This window comes from Pseudomonas sp. FYR_7 (assembly GCF_043106155.1).
Lineage (GTDB): Bacteria > Pseudomonadota > Gammaproteobacteria > Pseudomonadales > Pseudomonadaceae > Aquipseudomonas > Aquipseudomonas parafulva_B.
On sequence record NZ_JBICMI010000011.1, the window covers coordinates 32,822 to 50,662 of the forward strand.

A 17,841-nucleotide genomic window follows, 5' to 3' on the forward strand; every position below is an offset into this window, starting at 1 on the left:
GCGATCAGACAGCGTTGCGCGGCAATAGCAGCCCCAAGGGTAACCGTACCCGCGCTTCGATACCGCCCCCAGAACGATTGCGCAGCTCGACGTTGCCGCCATGCTGGGCGGCGATTCGCTTGACGATGGCCAGGCCCAGCCCGGTGCCTTTGCCGCCTCGGGCACGGTCACCCCGAATGAACGGGTTGAAGATGGTCTCGAGCTCGGATTCGTCGATTCCTGCCCCTCGGTCAAGCACGCTCAGCACCACATACGGGGCGCTTTCGTCCCCCGAGACATAGGCTGCAACCTCGACGCCCTTGCCCGCATGGTGCAGGGCATTGCCAATCAGGTTGCCCAACATGCGCTTGAGCGACACCCGGCGCAATGGAAACGGCGGTATGGGCTCCAGGCACAAGCGAACACGTTCCTCGGGCTGGTTGTAGGGTGCGACCACTTCACGCACCAACGCGCCAAGATCGACTTCTTCGAGGGGCTCGTCCCGCCCGTCGCGAATGAACGCCAGGAACTGGTCGAGAATGGCGTCCATGTCTTCGATATCGCGCACCATGTCGTCGCTCAGCTCACTGTCGCTGCCGAGCAAGGACAGTGAAAGTCTCAGCCGGGTCAGCGGGGTGCGCAAGTCGTGGGAGACGCCAGCCAGCATCAACTCGCGCTCGCGCCCGGCTTGCTCGACATCCTCGGCCATCTGGTTGAAGGCTTTGTACACCTCGGTCATTTCGCTGGGCGTGTCGCTGACCGGCAGGCGCACACTGCGCCCCTGGCCAAGCTGGCGCGCGGCGAACACCAGGCGTTTGAGCGGCTGGTTCAACTGACGCACGAATATCCAGGCTGAGGCAGTGGACAGCAAGCCAATGGCCAGGAACCAGCCCAGCACGTTCCAGATTTTCTGCCCGCGCAACGGGTGGGGATACAACGGCACTTTCAGCCAGCCCGGGCCCAGGCTGGGCGCGTTGACCCATAAGGCAGGCGGTGCATGGATGCGCAGCCGTACCTCGGTGTCCTCGCCAAGCTCGGCCTGCATCTGCCGTTGGTAGATTTCGCTGTAGGGCCAGTGCTGCTCGCCCTCCGGTACGCCAGCACCGGTTACCCGGATCAGGCCTGCCGCCTCGGCGATCTGGTCACGGTTCTCTTCATCGGCCGCCCAATAGGCGCGCAAGGTCAATGCCACGCCGTGGCTGTACTGCCGATCGACCAAAACGTCCTCGTTCATCAGCAGGTAGACCAGGGTCAACGCCTTGGAGAACAGGACGACGATCAGCACCAGCCACAAGGTGCGCGCGAAGAAACTCTGCGGAAACCACAGCGGCGTCTTCATCTAGGCAGCAGCGTCATTTGCCGGCGTTTCCATCCGGTACGAACACATAGCCCACACCCCATACCGTCTGGATGTAGCGCGGTTTGGACGGGTCTGGCTCGATCATGCGGCGCAGGCGCGAGATCTGTACGTCGATGGAGCGCTCCAGCGCATCCCATTCACGCCCGCGTGCCAGGTTCATGAGTTTGTCGCGGGTCAACGGTTCGCGAGCATGCATCACCAGGGCCTTGAGCACGGCGAATTCGCCCGTGGTGAGCATGTGCACCTCGTCGCCACGCTTGAGTTCGCGAGTGGCCAGGGACAGCTCGTAGTCGCCGAAGGTGACCGACTCGTCCTCGCTGCCCGGCGCACCGGGTACCGAAGGTGCCTGGCGGCGCAGCACGGCCTTGACCCGGGCCATCAGCTCGTCGGGGTTGAACGGCTTGCCGAGGTAGTCGTCGGCGCCCAGTTCCAGGCCCTTGATGCGGCTGAGCTCGTCACCTTTGGCCGTGAGCATGATGATGGGGATCTGATTGTTCTGTTGGCGCAGGCGCTTGCAGGCGGACAAGCCGTCTTCGCCCGGCAGCATCAGGTCGAGCACCACCAGGTTGAACACTTCACGCTGGAGCAGGCGGTCCATCTGCTCGGTGTTGGGGACCGCGCGGGCACGATAACCCTTGCTGGTGAAGAAACGTTCAAGCAGGCTGCTGAGCCCTGGATCGTCGTCGACGATCAGAATTTTTTCACCTTCAGCGGTAGTTGGCGTGCCGGTCATGAATTACTCCTCTGGTATCGCTGCGCATTATGGCGTAGCCGCTGCAACGCGTGCCGTGAGCATTGTTAGCAGATTTTTCCCGGGACGCCACTTCCAACTGGCGCCAGGCCATCACCGCAAGCCGTTTGCGATGGGTATAATGCGCCGCTTTCATCCAGCGCCGCCGGGCGAAAGGCCCACCGGCGACTCCGTATTCAAGAACGTCAGGTGGTTTACATGGACAGCATCAACAGCCGTATCGCCGAGGAACTGGGCGTACGCCCACAACAGGTCGAGGCGGCCGTGGGCCTGTTGGACGAAGGCTCTACCGTGCCTTTCATCGCCCGTTACCGCAAAGAGGTGACCGGCAGCCTGGACGACACACAGCTGCGCCACCTGGAAGAGCGCCTGCGCTACTTGCGCGAACTCGACGAGCGCCGCATCAGCATCCTTGCCAGCATCGAGGAGCAAGGCAAGCTGACGCCGGAACTGGCGCGCGAGATCAAGCTGGCCGACACCAAGACGCGCCTCGAAGACCTCTACCTGCCCTACAAGCAAAAGCGCCGCACCAAGGGCCAGATCGCCCTGGAAGCTGGCTTGGGCGAGCTGGCCGACAGCCTGTTCGCCGACCCGTCCCTGGCCCCGGAAAGCGAAGCGGCGCGCTTTGTCAGCGCCGACAAGGGCGTGGCAGACGTCAAGGCTGCGCTGGAGGGAGCCAAATACATCCTCATGGAGCGTTTCGCCGAAGATGCAGCCCTGCTCGACAAACTGCGCAGCTTCCTCAAGCAGGAAGCGGTGCTCAGCGCGCGCGTGGTGCCCGGCAAGGAAGAAGAAGGCGCCAAGTTCCGCGACTACTTCGCCCATGACGAGCTGCTGCGCAGCGCGCCGTCGCACCGCGCGCTGGCGATCTTCCGCGGGCGCAACGAAGGCGTGCTCAGCGCCTCGCTGAAAGTGGGCGAAGAGCTGCCGGGTACCCTGCACCCGTGCGAATTGATGATCGGTGAGCACGTCGGCATCGAGAACCGCGGCCGCGTGGCCGATAAATGGCTAGGCGAAGTGGTGCGCTGGACCTGGAAGGTCAAGCTCTACACCCACCTGGAGACCGACCTGTTCGGGGAACTGCGCGACAATGCCGAGGGTGAGGCAATCAACGTCTTCGCCCACAACCTGCATGATCTGCTGCTGGCAGCGCCTGCTGGCCCGCGCGCCACACTGGGCTTCGACCCTGGCCTGCGCACAGGCTGCAAGATCGCCGTGGTCGATGCCACTGGCAAGCTGCTCGACTACACCACTGTGTATCCCCATGCACCCAGAAACGAATGGGACCGCACGCTTTCGGTGATGGCTGCGCTGTGCGCCAAGCATTCGGTCGAGCTCATCGCTATCGGCAATGGCACCGCCAGCCGCGAGAGCGACAAGCTGGTGGCTGACCTGGTCAAGCAGTACCCTGCCCTGAAGATCACCAAGGTCATGGTCTCCGAAGCCGGCGCCTCGGTGTACTCGGCATCGGAGCTGGCGGCTCGGGAATTCCCCGACCTGGATGTATCGATCCGTGGCGCGGTCTCAATTGCACGTCGCCTACAGGATCCACTGGCCGAGCTGGTCAAAATCGATCCCAAGTCCATCGGCGTGGGCCAGTACCAGCACGACGTGTCGCAAGTGAAGCTCGCACGCGGCCTCGACGCCGTCGTCGAGGATTGCGTGAACGCCGTCGGCGTGGACGTGAACACCGCGTCGGTCGCCCTGCTCACGCGTATTTCGGGCTTGAACACGACCCTGGCACAGAACATCGTGGCCCACCGTGATGCCAACGGCCCGTTCGCCACCCGTGCGGCCTTGAAGAAGGTCAGCCGGCTGGGTGAGAAGACCTTCGAGCAGGCCGCAGGCTTCTTGCGCGTGATGAACGGCGACAACCCGCTGGACGCCTCTGCCGTGCACCCCGAGGCTTACCCGCTGGTGCAGCGCATCGCTGCCAATACCGACCGGGACATCCGCTCGCTGATCGGGGACAGCAGTTTCCTCAAGCGCCTGGACCCGAAGAAGTTCACCGACGAAACCTTTGGCCTGCCCACGGTGACCGACATCCTGCAGGAACTGGACAAGCCTGGCCGCGACCCGCGCCCGGAGTTCAAGACGGCCACCTTCCAGGACGGGGTCGAGGACCTCAAGGACCTGGAGCCTGGGATGATCCTGGAAGGCGTAGTGACCAACGTCACCAATTTCGGCGCGTTCGTGGATATCGGCGTGCATCAGGATGGGCTGGTGCACATCTCGGCGCTGTCGGAAAAGTTCGTCAAGGACCCACGCGAAGCGGTCAAGGCTGGCGATGTGGTCAAGGTCAAGGTCATGGAAGTGGACATTCCGCGCAAGCGTGTTGGCCTGTCCATGCGCATGAGCGACACGCCGGGCGAAAAGGTCGAAGGCAACCGGGGTGGCGGACGTGGCCAGGGGGGTGGCCGTCAGCAACCGGCGCCCCGTCAGCGCGAGACCGCCACTGCAGCGCCGGCCAACAACGCCATGGCTGCCCTGTTCGCCAACGCCAAGCAGTTGAAGAAGAAGTGATGGACGTGGCGCCGGAGTACGTACAAAGCGCCTTCAGCCAACTGCTGGGCTGCAGCCTGCAACGCCTGGAAGCGGGCGTTGCCGAGGTAAGCCTGGCGGTGGCGCCGCACCTGCGCAACCGGGGCCAGAAGCTTCATGGCGGGGCGATCTTCAGCCTGGTGGACATCGCCATGGGGCTGGCCTGCTCGTCCAGCCACGGCTTCGAGCAGCAGAGCGTCACCCTCGAATGCAAGATCAACTACCTGCGCGCCGTCAGCGATGGCGAGGTGCTATGCACCGCTCGGGTATTGCACGCAGGGAAGCGCACGCTGGTGGTCGACGCTGACGTAGTTCAGGGCGACAAGCTGGTGGCCAAGGCGCAAGGAACCTTCGTCGCTCTCTAGCTCACAAAGCACTATCTGCGGTAATTTCGGCAGTGCGCGCGCACTGCTGGGGCCGCGGTAAACCAGGCGACAACGCCCGTTCCCTTCCACCTACCCTTGTAGACCGTCCTCTCTACCCCCATATTGGGGCGACTGACGCGTGAAGGAATACATCTTGAGCACACTCCTCAACCGCCGCCTGAGCTTGCTCGGCGCCAATCTCCCCTTGCTCAAGCAGTGTCTGCACGGCATTGAGCGCGAATGCCTGCGCGTGACAGACAGTGGCCGTCTGGCCCAGACACCGCACCCTGAAGCACTAGGCGCGGCGCTGACCAACGAACAGATCACCACCGATTATTCCGAATCACTGCTTGAATTCATCACCCCCGCGCTGCCTGACGCCGCTGCGGTGCTGGAAAACCTCGAGCAGATTCACAGGTTCGTCTATACCAAGCTTAGCGATGAGTACCTGTGGAGCCCGTCGATGCCGTGTTCGCTGCCGGCTGAAGAAGATATCCCCATCGCCGAGTACGGCACCTCCAACATCGGCAAGCTCAAGCATGTCTATCGCAAGGGCCTGGCCCTGCGCTACGGCCGCACCATGCAGTGCATCGCCGGCATCCATTACAACTTCTCGCTGCCCGAGGCCCTGTGGCCATTGCTGCGCGAAGCCGAAGGCAGCACTGAGAACGAACGGGATTACCAATCGGCCGCCTACATTGCCTTGATCCGCAATTTCCGTCGCTACAGCTGGCTGCTCATGTACCTGTTCGGCGCCTCGCCCGCCTTGGACAAGGGCTTTCTGCGGGGTCGCGCCCATCAGCTCGAAGAGCTCGATGGCGAAACCCTCTACCTGCCCTACGCCACTAGCCTGCGCATGAGCGACCTGGGCTACCAGAGCAATGCCCAAGCGGGCCTGACGCCCTGCTACAACAACCTGGCCAGCTATACCGACAGCCTGCGCAAGGCGGTAGGCACGCCGTACCCGCCCTATGTGGAGGTCGGCACCCATGTCGATGGCGAGTGGGTACAGCTGAACACCAACATTCTGCAAATCGAGAACGAGTACTACTCCAACATCCGTCCCAAGCGGGTGACCTACTCAGGCGAGCGCCCAATCCAGGCGCTTACCTCCCGCGGGGTGCAGTACGTGGAGGTGCGCTGCCTGGACATCAACCCGCTCCTGCCGGTGGGCATCGACCTCACCGAGGCACGCTTTCTCGATGCGTTTCTGCTGTTCTGCGCGCTGGACGACAGCCCGCAGCTCAACAACAACGAATGCAGCCAGTGCACCAGCAATTTCCTGAGCGTGGTCAAAGAAGGCCGGCGTCCAGGCCTGAAGTTGCAGCGTGATGGGCAGCCTGTACCTCTCAAAGACTGGGCCAGCGAGTTGATTGCTCAGATCGGTCAATTGGCCAACCTGCTCGACCAGGCCCAGGGCGGAGATGATCACGTGCAGGCCCTGCAAGCCCAGCAGGCGAAAGTCGACGACCCTGAGCTGACCCCATCGGCCCAGGTGTTGGCGCGCATGACCGAGCATGACGAGAGTTTCATCGCGTTCTCGCTGCGGCAAAGTCGTCTCCACGCCCAGACACTGCGCGAGCAGCCCCTGAGCCCCGACCAGCAGCAGGCCTTCGAAACACAGGCGCGCGAGTCCCTGGCCAAGCAATCCCAGATGGAACAGGAAGAAGTGGGCGAGTTCGACACCTTCGTGGGCGCCTACCAGGCCAGTATCCTGGCAATCAGCAACTGATGACCCGCAACACCTCAGCGCGCAAGCCACGCGCCAGCAGCCAGGCCCGGATCGAAGCGATCCTGGCAGCTGCCCGCGAGCTCCTGGCAGAGGGCGGGGTGGCTGGCCTGTCGATCTACAGCGTGGCCGAGCGCGCGCAAATCCCGCCGTCGTCGGTCTACCACTTCTTCGCCAGCGTGCCTGCGCTGCTCGAAGCGCTGACTGCTGACGTTCACCGGGCATTTCGCGAAGCCCTCAGCGCGCCCATCGACAGCAGCGCGCTCACCACTTGGCACCAGCTGTCCCGGCTGATCGAACAGCGCATGCTGGACATCTATCACCAGGACGCCGCGGCCAGGCAGCTGATTCTGGCCCAGCATGGGCTCAGTGAAGTGGTGCAGGCCGACCGCCGACACGATATGGAACTGGGCGAACTGATGCACCGCCTGTTCGACCGGCACTTCCAGTTGCCGAGCCTGCCAGACGATGTACACGTGTTCGCCCTGGCCATGGAGCTGAGCGACCGGGTCTATGCCCGGTCGATGCAATTGTTCGACCAGATCACCCCACGCATGGCCGAAGAAGGCATGCGTGTGTTCGAAGCCTATATGTCCCTCTATCTGCCGCCCTTCCTGCCACCGCGCAAGGCGAGCTGAACCTATACATCTACCACCGGCTGAACCATCGCGATGCTTTCAATGGGGGCACCACATGCCGACCCATTAGGACATCACCATGCCCACCACTCCCGCCCAGTCGGAACTTATCAAGACGTTCTCCGCCTCGTCCCTGACCGCCGTACCCGAACGTCTGGCCGGCAAAGGTAATTTGCTGGTCGCCGCACAGCCGGCCTTGACAGCCTGCACCACGCAGCTCAGAGCACTGTTCGGTCAGGCGCCCAGCCTGCGTCAGACATTGCTCGATACGCTGCAGGCTCAGTTACGGATAGACCCAACCCATTGCGGGCTGCGTGATGAGACCAGGCAGATCACCTTGCTTTCATTCGCAGCCCGCCTGCTGACGAACCCAGCGTTCACCCGCCCGTTTGCCAGCTGGACAACGTGGGGCTTTGCACAGGGCAGTGCTCAGGCTCAGCTGAACGCCGCTGACTGGATACGTTACCTTGGGCCGCTGGCAAGCACCGCTAGGCTGCGGGCTACCAATGGTTACTGGGCTGCCCGCATGCCGGGTACTGCCGTATCACGCCAAAGCCACGCAAGCACCCTGCTGCGCGAGCATTTCGAGCGCAGCCTGGACATTGCTTACGGACTGGGAAAGCTGGAAATCACTGCCTGGCTGACTGCAAGGCGAGCCACACCAAGCTTTGCTCAACTGCAATGGCAGCCCACCGGCGCGCCAACGCTTAATAGTGTTGCGGCGATAGTTGTAGAGCCCGAACCAGAAGCCACCGGCTGGTTGCTGTACATCCCAGGACTCACGACCTGCACTGTGCCTTTCAATGACCTGCAGCACCTGCGCACTTGGGTATTCGAGAACCGTCATATCTTTTGGTCGGACCCGCGATGGCCCATCACCCTGGGCAGCAGCGACAATGTACTCATCACGCCGCTACACGGCGATGGATTCAGCGCTCTGATGGCAGAAACGCTGGCGCAGCAAGAGGGCCTCATCGACCACCACCTGCTGCAGGCGTGCCAAACCCACGCCATTGACCCACTGGACTGGACAGACCTGCAGGCATGGGAGAATAAGCGAAACGCCATCGTGGCAGGGGCTCTGCCCGAGAACCTGACGGAACAAATCGCTCAGGTATGTGCTGACGACGCCGCCATGGCTGCGCAGGAGGTACACTTCGCCTGCCTGGAGCAGCACCTGCCCATCGCCTGGCGCCAGCAGCGTGTCGAACAGCAGGAAGCCCTGCTGGAGGGTTACCTGAAAGGCGACACTGCACCGACTTCGGCCAAAGTGACACTGTTGCGCGAACAACAGGCGGCGCAGGACCTGTTGAAGAGCACGCTGGACACCTACCTACTCGCCCTGCCAGAGCCTGTGAGTAGCGCCATGCTGCAACAGCCGGCCGGCGACATCCCCAGGCGCACACAGATTGCAGAGGGGCTATGCAAGGCATTGCTGGCCGAAGCACGGCTGCAACACACGCTGGGCGAGTTGACAGCTACCCATCTTGGCTGGGTGGAAAACCTTGTGGACAGGCCTGAGCCAAGCCTGCAAAGGCCTGTACAGGTTCGCGCCTTGGCAGTGACCAGCGCCGGTGAGCGCTGGGTATTGAGCGGTTACATAACAGTGCGTGAGCTGCCGGCCGAGACAGGCCAAGCGCATGACCCAAGCCTGTTGCTGTACCGCCCAGGCCAACGTGGCGGGCTGCTGATGTTCGCGGACGAACCGGCACTTGAACGCAGCCTGCTGGCTACCCTCGACGGTGCATGGCCTGATGCACTGCTGGAGGCGGCCCACGCCAGCGATGGCGTGCCGCTGCACGCTAGGCTGAGCAACACGCCCACCTTTGCATTCGAGCATCCGCCCGTCGATGGGCACTTTATGTTGCACTGCGTTGACGCCATCGCTGCGGCTCTGCCAGCCGACACGTCATGCGAACAAGCGCGTCAGCGGCTGTGCATCAGTGAACATCTCGCCAGGTTGACAGCCTTTGCGCGATTCGCCGAGAAAAACCGCAGCAGCCATTTTCAACAAAACCTGCCCCGATTGAGCCATCTCGATGCACAACAGATCGCCGCAGTGGCTGCCCAGATCGAAACACTGCAAGGGTCACTGCACACCTCTGCAAGCCTTCTCGCTTCAAGTCTGCAGCCGCGCGACCAATTTGCCCGCCAACTGCTCAAGGACTACTTGCAAACCGAATTCGGTGTGCAGGATGCCGGGCAAATCACCCTTGACATCGCTGACAGTGTCACCATCAGCAAAGTGGTCACGGGCCAATCGGCCGCCGGTGGTGCCGGAGCGCGGGATGTGCCCATATTCAGCACGGCCCGCAGCGATGTGCCCCTTGAAGCATTCATCATGGTGGCGTTGGATGAACATCGCCGCTTGCGCCTGGGCAATGCCACCGTCAAGTTCGAACCTGCCAACCCTTACCTGGCCGCGCGGCTTACGCCAGCGCGCATTGCCGCACTGATCACCGAACTGGATGCTGCAGGCCGCTTCGAGACACACATCGTTCAAGCCTACCTGGGCTTGGAGCACGAAACGCCCTGGCAGGTCGCTTGGCGTCAGGAAACCCTGCGTGCGCCTTACGAACATCGCTTGAAGCTTCTGCTGCTAAGCCGCCCTGCCAGCCTGGATGCCAGCGGCCAACGCATGCTTGAAACGTTTTACAACGAACAGGTGGCTGCAGGCGCAGCCAGGACCCTTGCCTACCACTCGCTGGAGTTGAAGCCAGGAGTAGCAGCAGATGGTTCGAGCGACAGCGTCGCTCTGTCCGGCATCGCGCTGGTGCAGGGCCAGACAAGCCCTGTGTTGCTCTATATGCCGGATGCGCCCAATGGCAAGGTCGTCAGCCAGTACTCAGACAGCGATGCGGCATGCCAAGCGCTGCAAAGCATGGCCTTGGACAAAGCCATGGCCCGCTACCTGGCTGAGCAAACCTTGAGCGGTGATCCGGATGAGCATGAGCGATACATCGACGCCGCACTGAAGTCAGGATTTCACGGGTTTATCGGCATAGGCATTGCGCGTCCCGAATCCTTGCCTACCTATGAAGCTCGTCAAGGCATGGGGGCGCTCATTCGCACCCATCGTAACACCTCTCGCAGCCAGGCCGATGTGGCCCTCGCTGCGCCACAGGTATTTGACCATTACTTCTTCATGGGGCTGCGAATGGTACTGGGGGTATTGCCAGGCGTGGGTACCGGCCTTGCACTTTTCGATGGCTGGCAGGCGGCTACTGCTGCGGTCACTGCTTTCGAACAACGCAACCTGGAAGAAGGCCTGATGCACCTCGTCAGCCTATTGCAGTCGCTCAGCGATGCTGTACTGACCATGGCCCCAACGGGTGCAGCTATTGGCAAGCCTGCTATCACAGCGCGGCTATTGGCCCAGCAACGCCAGCGCCTGCAACCCCTGCGGCAGGTGAGCGGAACACCCCAACCGTCCCACAGTGCCTTCGGCGGCTATGAAACGGACCTGCCCATCGGCCCGATGAAGCGCTCCAGCCTTCCCCAGGGCGCTGGCGTGTTCGAGCATACGGCAACGCGGCAAACATACATCACGCGCAATGCCGCCTGGTACGCGGTTGAATGGGACGCCGCTTACCTGACCTGGAGGCTGAAACCCCACGGTATGCGCAGCTATCGTCAACCTGTACGCCTCAGCGAGCACGGTGTTTGGGAAACGCCTGGCCGCCTCAGTGGCCTGCTGGTGGACAGCGCCCTGCGCGGAGGCGGCGGTGCACTCACCACACTGCTCAATCACGGTGTTGCCTATTGGCGCAGAGCAATGCGCGCCCAGCCCAGGCGCCTTACAGGGCTGGAATTGGCACACGACATCAACGACGAACTCGTACGCTGCCGGTCCCGTTTGGCGCAGAAGCAGGCGGCCTACCGCGCGGCAGTGGAGGCTGTGGCCGAAGGTACGCAGCCCACTGACGGGCAAAGAGCTGCCTACATCAATGCACGCACGCAACTGGCTGAAGAAGTTCAGGGCAACATCGCGTTCAATGAGCAGGCCGTGGCGCGCCTGCGGGAGCAACGTGCCACGCTGGCTCGGGCAGATTACGTACGCTTCAAGACCCTGTGCGAGGAAAACATTGTTGAAATGGCGGTGCTGGACATGCACCTGGTTTCAGCACGCTTTACCTTCGCCACCGACCAGATCAAGCTGGCGTACAGCGCCGTTCAGGCATTAGCTGAATCTACCGTACCCACGTCGGTGGCCAAGCGCCTGACCCAGAATACGTTGGCGGCAAATAGAGAGATGGTGCTGACGCTGATGGAGGCCGAGCGCCTGGCAACCAGCCATCAGGTACGGCGCAGGGCCTTGCAAGGCAATACCCTGAGCACATACATGGCCCGTGCCCAGCAGACCGGCCTGGTGCTGGACCTGAGCAACATCCGCGTGGTCAGGGCGTCGATTCTGTCGGTCACCCTTTTCGAGGCAAGCGCGGTAGAACACCCGCATATGGGGGCCTTCATGACCCACTTCCATGAACAGGGGGTTGCTCTGCGCAGCACGCTGTACAGCCAGGTTCAGCTGCCGCAAGCGCGCCTCAGCCGGGCCCAGGAACGCACGTTCCTCAGCCACGCCAGAAGCCGCTATGTGCGCTACCTGAACCACCTGACGGCATGGGAAGACAACTTCACGGACTTGCTGGCACCAGCAGAAACCTTGTCGTTTCGTCAACTCATGCGGGAGTTGATCGACGAAATCGATGCCAACCTCGCCAAGGCCAGCTCAGCCCGCCCTTCTACCGACCACCCCCCGCGGGGCGCGAGCCGCCCACGCTTGTTCGAGACGGTGGAGGGGCCGTTGATCGGTAACGAGTTCGTCGAGCGCGGCCAGGCGCGCATGCGTATCAACCAGCCCAATTCCGAACAGCCGCACACCGTTTACGCCAAAAGCGAAAACGGCAAATGGCAACAGGTAGCAAACGAGCCCCAGATGCCGACGCCCCCCCTCTCCTCGCTGCTTGAAACCGCCAGTGCCCGTCTGGCCGCCATCGATCAGCAACGGGCCAAGCTGCACCAGTATCGGAAACCACAAACTCTCCCGGTAGACCTGGAAGACATCGCCGAAGGCCACGCCCAGCAGCTGCGTTTTCTGGGCGAGAGCATCCGGCGCAAGGCGGGTACTTCGTTAAACGCCAGCCACCTGGCGCTGATCCAGCAACTGGACACCGCTGCAGCAGAGATGCATGCCCTGGGCCGGCAACTGCGCATAGCCCAGAGCAAAGCAAGCAGTAAGCCGACGGTGGCTTACCTGGAATACCTGGTGGAGCAGCAGGAGGTAGAGCTTGGCTGGTCGCGCACGCTGAACCCGAAACGGGACCGCAAAGGCAACCCAGTGGAGTATCTTGAGGAATACCGCATAGTGGATCGGGCCAGCGGGCAGCCGCTGTGGTATGCGCACTTCCACTTCCGGCACAAACCCTCAAGCGGCTTCACTCGACTTGAAGCAGGCCACCTGAAACTGGCCAGCGAACGGGACCTGGGGGAAGGGGCGTGGCGCGCGGCCATGACCGAGGCTCAGGCCAACAAACTGTTCGGCAGCCTGCGCCCGGCTGACTGACAAATGCTCCATCACCCGGGCTGCCTGACAGCCCGGGTGCCACTTGCCTTACAGCTTGGCGATGGACACTTCGGTGGATTTAACGAAGGCGATCACTTCGCTGCCAACCTGCAGCTCCAGTTCACGCACCGAGCGGGTAGTGATCACCGAGGTGACGATACCGGAAGCAGTCTGCACGTCGATTTCCGACAATACCGGGCCTTCCAGAATTTCTTTCACAGTGCCTTTGAACTGGTTACGAACGTTGATGGCTTTGATGGTCATGGGGTAATTCCTTCTAAGGGCTTCAGTGGGTTCAGAGCGCCCAGCGCAGTTGCGTGGGCAAAGGGGCTACAGGGTCAGGTTCGGGGGCTGTGCCCGGCGCCGACAGAACACGTTGCAGGACCTCGCTTTCCAGCGCGGCCAGGCGATGGGAGCCACGTGCACGGGGCCGAGGCAGGTCGACGGCAAGGTCCAGGCCCACCTCGCCTTCTTCGATCAGAATCACCCGGTCGGCCACGGCGACCGCCTCGCTCACATCATGCGTCACCAGCAACACGGTGAAGCCATGCTGGCGCCACAGGCGCTCGATCAGTTGCTGCATTTCGATGCGGGTCAGGGCATCCAGCGCGCCGAGCGGCTCATCAAGCAACAGCAGGCGCGGCTGGTGGATAAGCGCACGGGCCAGGGCCACGCGCTGCTTCTGCCCACCGGACAACGCTGCAGGCCATTCATGGGCGCGATCGGCCAGGCCTACCGCTTCCAGTGCCTGCAAGGCACGGGGCTGCCAGTCTCCTTTGAGACCCAGGCCAATGTTATCGATGACCCTTTTCCACGGTAACAGGCGGGCGTCTTGGAACATCAAGCGGGTTTCTTCTCGAGCCTCTTCCAGCGGCGCCGCACCGGCCAGCAGCTGCCCGGCAGTGGGCTGGTCGAGCCCGGCCAGCAAGCGCAGCAGCGTGCTTTTGCCGCAGCCGCTGCGCCCTACGATGGCGACGAACTGGCCAGCCGGGATGTTCAGGTCGAGGCCCTTCAATACTTCGCGCGGGCCAAACGCCTTGCGCAGGCTGCTGGAAGCCAGCGGGATACCGCGCAGCAGGCGTTGTGGCGAGTCGTTCAGAATGGTCATACGGCCTCCTTCCTTGCCACCTGATAGGCCGGGTGCCAGCGCAGCCATATACGTTCAAGGCCGCGGGCGGCCAGGTCTGCAAGCTTGCCCAGCACGGCGTAGAGGACGATGGCCAGCACCACCACATCGGTTTGCAGGAACTCACGGGCGTTCATGGCCAGGTAACCGATGCCGGCATTGGCCGAGATGGTTTCGGCAACGATCAGGGTCAGCCACATGAAGCCCAGGGCAAAGCGCACACCCACCAGAATCGAAGGCAGCGCACCCGGCAGAATCACCTGACGGAACAGGCTGAAACCAGACAAGCCGTAGCTACGGGCCATTTCGACCAGTGCTGGGTCGACGTTGCGGATGCCGTGGTAGGTGTTCAGGTAGATAGGGAACAGCGTGCCCAGCGCGACCAGAAAGATCTTCGCCGACTCATCAATACCGAACCACAGGATCACCAGCGGAATCAGTGCCAGGTGCGGCACGTTACGGATCATCTGCACCGAACTGTCGAGCAGGCGCTCGCCCCAGTTGGACAGCCCCGTGATGAAACCCAGCACCAGGCCGATGCTGCCACCGATCAGAAAGCCCAGCCCGGCACGCCAGCCGCTGATGGCCAGGTGCGTCCAGATTTCTCCGCTGCGTACCAGGTCGACGCCGGCTGTCAGCACGGCGCTGGGCGCTGGCAGAATGCGGGTCGACAGCCAGCCCGCGCTGACCGCCAGTTGCCACGCGGCTAGCAGCAGTACCGGCAGCGCCCAGGGCGCCAAGCGCTCTATCACGGTATTCGAGGTTTTCCGACTCATACAATGCCCCTCATCGCTGGGCCACGGACTTGGGCAGGATGTCGTTGGCAACCATCTCGCCGAACGGGCTCACGTAGCCGCCGCTGGTCGCAGGCTGAGGCCGTTGTACGTCCAGGTGCGGGAACAACAGTTCGGCCACCCGGTATGACTCTTCAAGGTGCGGGTAGCCAGAGAAGATGAAGGTGTCGATGCCCAGGGCGGCATATTCCTTGACCCGCGCGGCGACGGTCGGGCCATCGCCCACCAGCGCAGTGCCTGCACCTCCGCGAACCAGACCTACCCCCGCCCACAGGTTAGGGCTGACTTCAAGCTTGTCGCGGCGGCCATTGTGCAGCGCGGCCATGCGCTGCTGCCCTACCGAGTCGAAACGGGCGAGCGACGCCTGGGCGCGAGCGATGGTGTCGTCGTCCAAATGGGATATGAGTTTTTCAGCCGCTTCCCATGCTTGCGCATTGGTCTCACGCACGATCACATGAAGGCGAATGCCAAACCGCACTTCGCGGCCCTGGGCAGCTGCCTTATCACGCACCTGGGCGATCTTTTCAGCCACCGCGCTGGGCGGCTCGCCCCAGGTCAGGTACAGCTCGACCTGCTCTGCAGCCAAGTCTTGGGCGGCTTCGGAGGAGCCACCGAAATACAACGGTGGACGAGGCTGCTGGATGGGTGGGTACAGCAGCTTGGCGCCTTTGACCTGGATGTGTTTACCGTCGTAATCGACTTCTTCGCCTTCAAGCACCTTGCGCCAGATGCGGGTGAATTCGACAGACGCTTCGTAGCGCTCCTGATGATTGAGGTGCAGGCCGTCACCGGCCAGCTCGTCCGGATCGCCACCGGTTACCAGGTTGAACAGCGCCCGGCCATTGGACAGGCGATCGAGCGTGGCGGCCTGCCGCGCGGCGACCGTCGGCGAGATGATTCCAGGGCGCAGGGCCACCAGGAACTTCAGGCGTTCGGTAACAGGGATCAGGGACGCGGCCACCAGCCAGGAATCCTCGCAGGAACGCCCGGTGGGTATCAGCACGCCGCCGAACCCCAGGCGGTCGGCCGCCTGGGCAATCTGCTGCAGGTAACCATGGTCCACCGCCCGGGCGCCTTGCGCGGTGCCCAGGTACTTGCCATCACCGTGCGTGGGGAGGAACCAGAAGATGTTGAGGCTCATTGGAGTTGTCCCCTAAGGGGTAGCTGAGCCGGGGAACGCCCGGCACGGACAGATCAATCAAGGCGCACTGGCAACCTTGGCCGGGGGTGTCCAGATCACGTCCTTGATGCGCAGCGGCTTGGGTATCAGCTTGAGCGTCTGAAAGGTGTCTGCGATTTTCTGCTGGGCCGCCACGACGTCCGACGTCAAGGGCGCTGCGCCGTAGCCTTGGCGCTTGACGGACGTCAGGGTGATGTCCGGCGCGAGCCCGAGCAGCGGGGCGACCTGGTCGGTGACTTCCTGCGGGTTGGCCTGCGACCACTCACCGACCGCACGTACCTGATCGATGACGGTATTGATGACGGCCGGGTGCTGATTCGCATAACTGCGCGTGGCCAGGTAGAACTGATGGTTGTCGACCAGGCCCTGGCCGTCACGCAGGGTGCGGGCTTGCAGCTGCTGCTCGGCGGCGGCCTGGTACGGGTCCCAGATGACCCAGGCATCGACACTGCCACGCTCGAACGCTGCGCGCGCATCGGCCGGGGGCAGGTAGACCGGTTGAATATCGGTGTACTTCAGGCCTGCATCTTCGAGCGCCCGCACAAGCAGGTAATGGACGTTGGAGCCTTTGTTGAGGGCGACCTTCTTGCCCTTGAGTGCCTGCACCGACTGGATCGGCGAGTCCTTGGGCACCAGGATGGCCTCACTGTGGGGCACGGGTGGCTCGTAGGCCACGTACAGCAAGTCGGCCCCGGCGGCCTGTGCGAATACCGGAGGCGTTTCGCCGGTCACACCGAAATCGACAGACCCGACGTTCAGCCCTTCAAGCAGCTGGGGACCACCGGGAAACTCGGTCCACTGCACCTGCACGCCTTGCTCGGCCAGACGCTTTTCCAACGTGCCCTTGGCCTTGAGCAGCACCAGGGTGCCGTATTTCTGATAACCGATGCGCAGGGTTTCAGCCTGTGCCTGGGTAATGGCGCCGAGGGACACAGCCGCCGCAAACAGGGCGACCAGACCACGACGCAAGAAGATTGTGCGCATGGCGCTCTCCTGTGCGATGGGGTTCGGGTTGCACCTGCTTGCCTCGTTGACGGGCGAGTAAGGTGATACAGCGGGTTTGCCGGGTCAGATGCTCCAGCGAGCACTGATCAGGCGATCATTGAGCACGCCGGGTGCGACCGGGCGCGGGCGCCTGGCCAGGGCCAGGTGGAAGGTTTCCAGCGAGTCGTGCAGCCGTTCTTCGAGGGCAGGCGCCAGCTGGGCCGGCTTACTGCCTTCGGCATAGGCGATCTGGCTGTCATCGGCAAAGATCCCTTGCAGGGTCTCCTGGGCCTTGAGAGCCGACAGTACGGGCTTGAGGGCGTAATCCACGGCCAGCATGTGGGCGATGCTGCCCCCAGTGGCGATGGGCAGCACGACCCGGTTGGCCAGTGCGCGCTCGGGCAGCAGGTCAAGCAGGGTTTTCAGCGCGCCGGCGAACGACGCCTTGTACACCGGTGTGGCAACGATCAGGCCATCGGCCTGGGCCACCAACTGTTGGAAGTGCTGCACGTGTGGGCTTTCGAAGCGGGCATGCAACAGGTCTTCGGCAGGAAAGTCGCGCACCTGCAAGGTGACGACTTCAACGCCACGGTGCTCGAGCCACTGCCGCGAACGTTCGAGCAGCACGCCTGAGCGTGAACGAGGACTTGGGCTACCACCGATTGATACGACCAGCATTGCTGCGCTTCCTTGGGTTACGGTGGAATGACATTAGCAGCTTCCTTATATATCTATAAATCATATTTAATTCTTTGTTTATTCGATTTAGATATTTTCAAGCTAATTTAGGTCAAAAAAAAGGGCCGTCGAAACGGCCCGAAAATCCCTGCT

The 17,841-nt window shown here is 62.6% G+C and carries 13 protein-coding genes; 5 read left to right on the top strand and 8 right to left on the bottom strand.

Translation table 11 applies throughout. The annotated features are described in order from the left end of the window. Positions 1–4: 4 nt before the first annotated feature. Positions 5–1,318: an ATP-binding protein gene (locus ACF8R3_RS01580; RefSeq protein WP_058604725.1), complete on the bottom strand. Its 1,314-nt coding sequence runs from the start codon at positions 1,316–1,318 to the stop codon at positions 5–7. A 13-nt stretch (positions 1,319–1,331) separates the two neighbouring features. Then, complete coding sequence (ompR, locus tag ACF8R3_RS01585; protein WP_058637080.1) at positions 1,332–2,072, bottom strand: two-component system response regulator OmpR; 741 nt, start codon at positions 2,070–2,072, stop codon at positions 1,332–1,334. 216 nt (positions 2,073–2,288) lie between these two features. Between ompR and ACF8R3_RS01590 the strand changes: the two genes are divergently transcribed. The 5 genes from ACF8R3_RS01590 (at position 2,289) to ACF8R3_RS01610 (ending at position 12,926) form a co-directional block, all read left to right on the top strand. Further along, positions 2,289–4,613, top strand: a complete 2,325-nt coding sequence (locus tag ACF8R3_RS01590; RefSeq protein ID WP_058637079.1) for a Tex family protein — start codon at positions 2,289–2,291, stop codon at positions 4,611–4,613. After that, positions 4,613–4,996, top strand: a complete 384-nt coding sequence (locus ACF8R3_RS01595; protein WP_058637078.1) for a PaaI family thioesterase — start codon at positions 4,613–4,615, stop codon at positions 4,994–4,996. The genes ACF8R3_RS01590 and ACF8R3_RS01595 overlap by 1 nt, the downstream gene beginning before the upstream one ends. Positions 4,997–5,135: 139 nt before the next feature. Next, positions 5,136–6,728: a glutamate--cysteine ligase gene (gene gshA / locus ACF8R3_RS01600; RefSeq protein WP_058637077.1), complete on the top strand. Its 1,593-nt coding sequence runs from the start codon at positions 5,136–5,138 to the stop codon at positions 6,726–6,728. After that, a complete protein-coding gene (locus ACF8R3_RS01605; RefSeq protein WP_078477823.1) occupies positions 6,728–7,363 on the top strand; it encodes a TetR/AcrR family transcriptional regulator in 636 nt (211 codons plus the stop codon). The genes gshA and ACF8R3_RS01605 overlap by 1 nt, the downstream gene beginning before the upstream one ends. A 79-nt stretch (positions 7,364–7,442) precedes the next feature. Beyond that, positions 7,443–12,926: a hypothetical protein gene (locus ACF8R3_RS01610; protein WP_392514714.1), complete on the top strand. Its 5,484-nt coding sequence runs from the start codon at positions 7,443–7,445 to the stop codon at positions 12,924–12,926. 48 nt (positions 12,927–12,974) lie between these two features. Here ACF8R3_RS01610 and ACF8R3_RS01615 read toward each other — a convergent pair whose 3' ends face one another. From ACF8R3_RS01615 to ssuE, 6 genes are all read right to left on the bottom strand, one after another. Continuing rightward, positions 12,975–13,190 carry a molybdopterin-binding protein gene (locus ACF8R3_RS01615; protein ID WP_003255829.1) on the bottom strand — a complete coding sequence of 72 codons (216 nt, stop codon included), beginning with the start codon at positions 13,188–13,190 and terminating at the stop codon, positions 12,975–12,977. Between the two features lie 31 nt (positions 13,191–13,221). Then, positions 13,222–14,034, bottom strand: coding sequence for an aliphatic sulfonates ABC transporter ATP-binding protein (ssuB, locus tag ACF8R3_RS01620; protein WP_058637074.1), 813 nt, complete (start codon positions 14,032–14,034; stop codon positions 13,222–13,224). Further along, positions 14,031–14,828, bottom strand: a complete 798-nt coding sequence (ssuC, locus tag ACF8R3_RS01625; protein ID WP_196126456.1) for an aliphatic sulfonate ABC transporter permease SsuC — start codon at positions 14,826–14,828, stop codon at positions 14,031–14,033. The genes ssuB and ssuC overlap by 4 nt, the downstream gene beginning before the upstream one ends. 10 nt (positions 14,829–14,838) lie before the next feature. Continuing rightward, positions 14,839–15,987 (bottom strand): FMNH2-dependent alkanesulfonate monooxygenase, encoded by a 1,149-nt coding sequence (ssuD, locus tag ACF8R3_RS01630; RefSeq protein WP_058637072.1) that lies wholly within the window; start codon positions 15,985–15,987, stop codon positions 14,839–14,841. Between the two features lie 57 nt (positions 15,988–16,044). Beyond that, positions 16,045–17,010: a sulfonate ABC transporter substrate-binding protein gene (locus tag ACF8R3_RS01635; RefSeq protein ID WP_392514717.1), complete on the bottom strand. Its 966-nt coding sequence runs from the start codon at positions 17,008–17,010 to the stop codon at positions 16,045–16,047. Positions 17,011–17,094: 84 nt separating this feature from the next. After that, complete coding sequence (ssuE, locus tag ACF8R3_RS01640; RefSeq protein WP_058637070.1) at positions 17,095–17,688, bottom strand: NADPH-dependent FMN reductase; 594 nt, start codon at positions 17,686–17,688, stop codon at positions 17,095–17,097. Positions 17,689–17,841 lie beyond the last annotated feature (153 nt).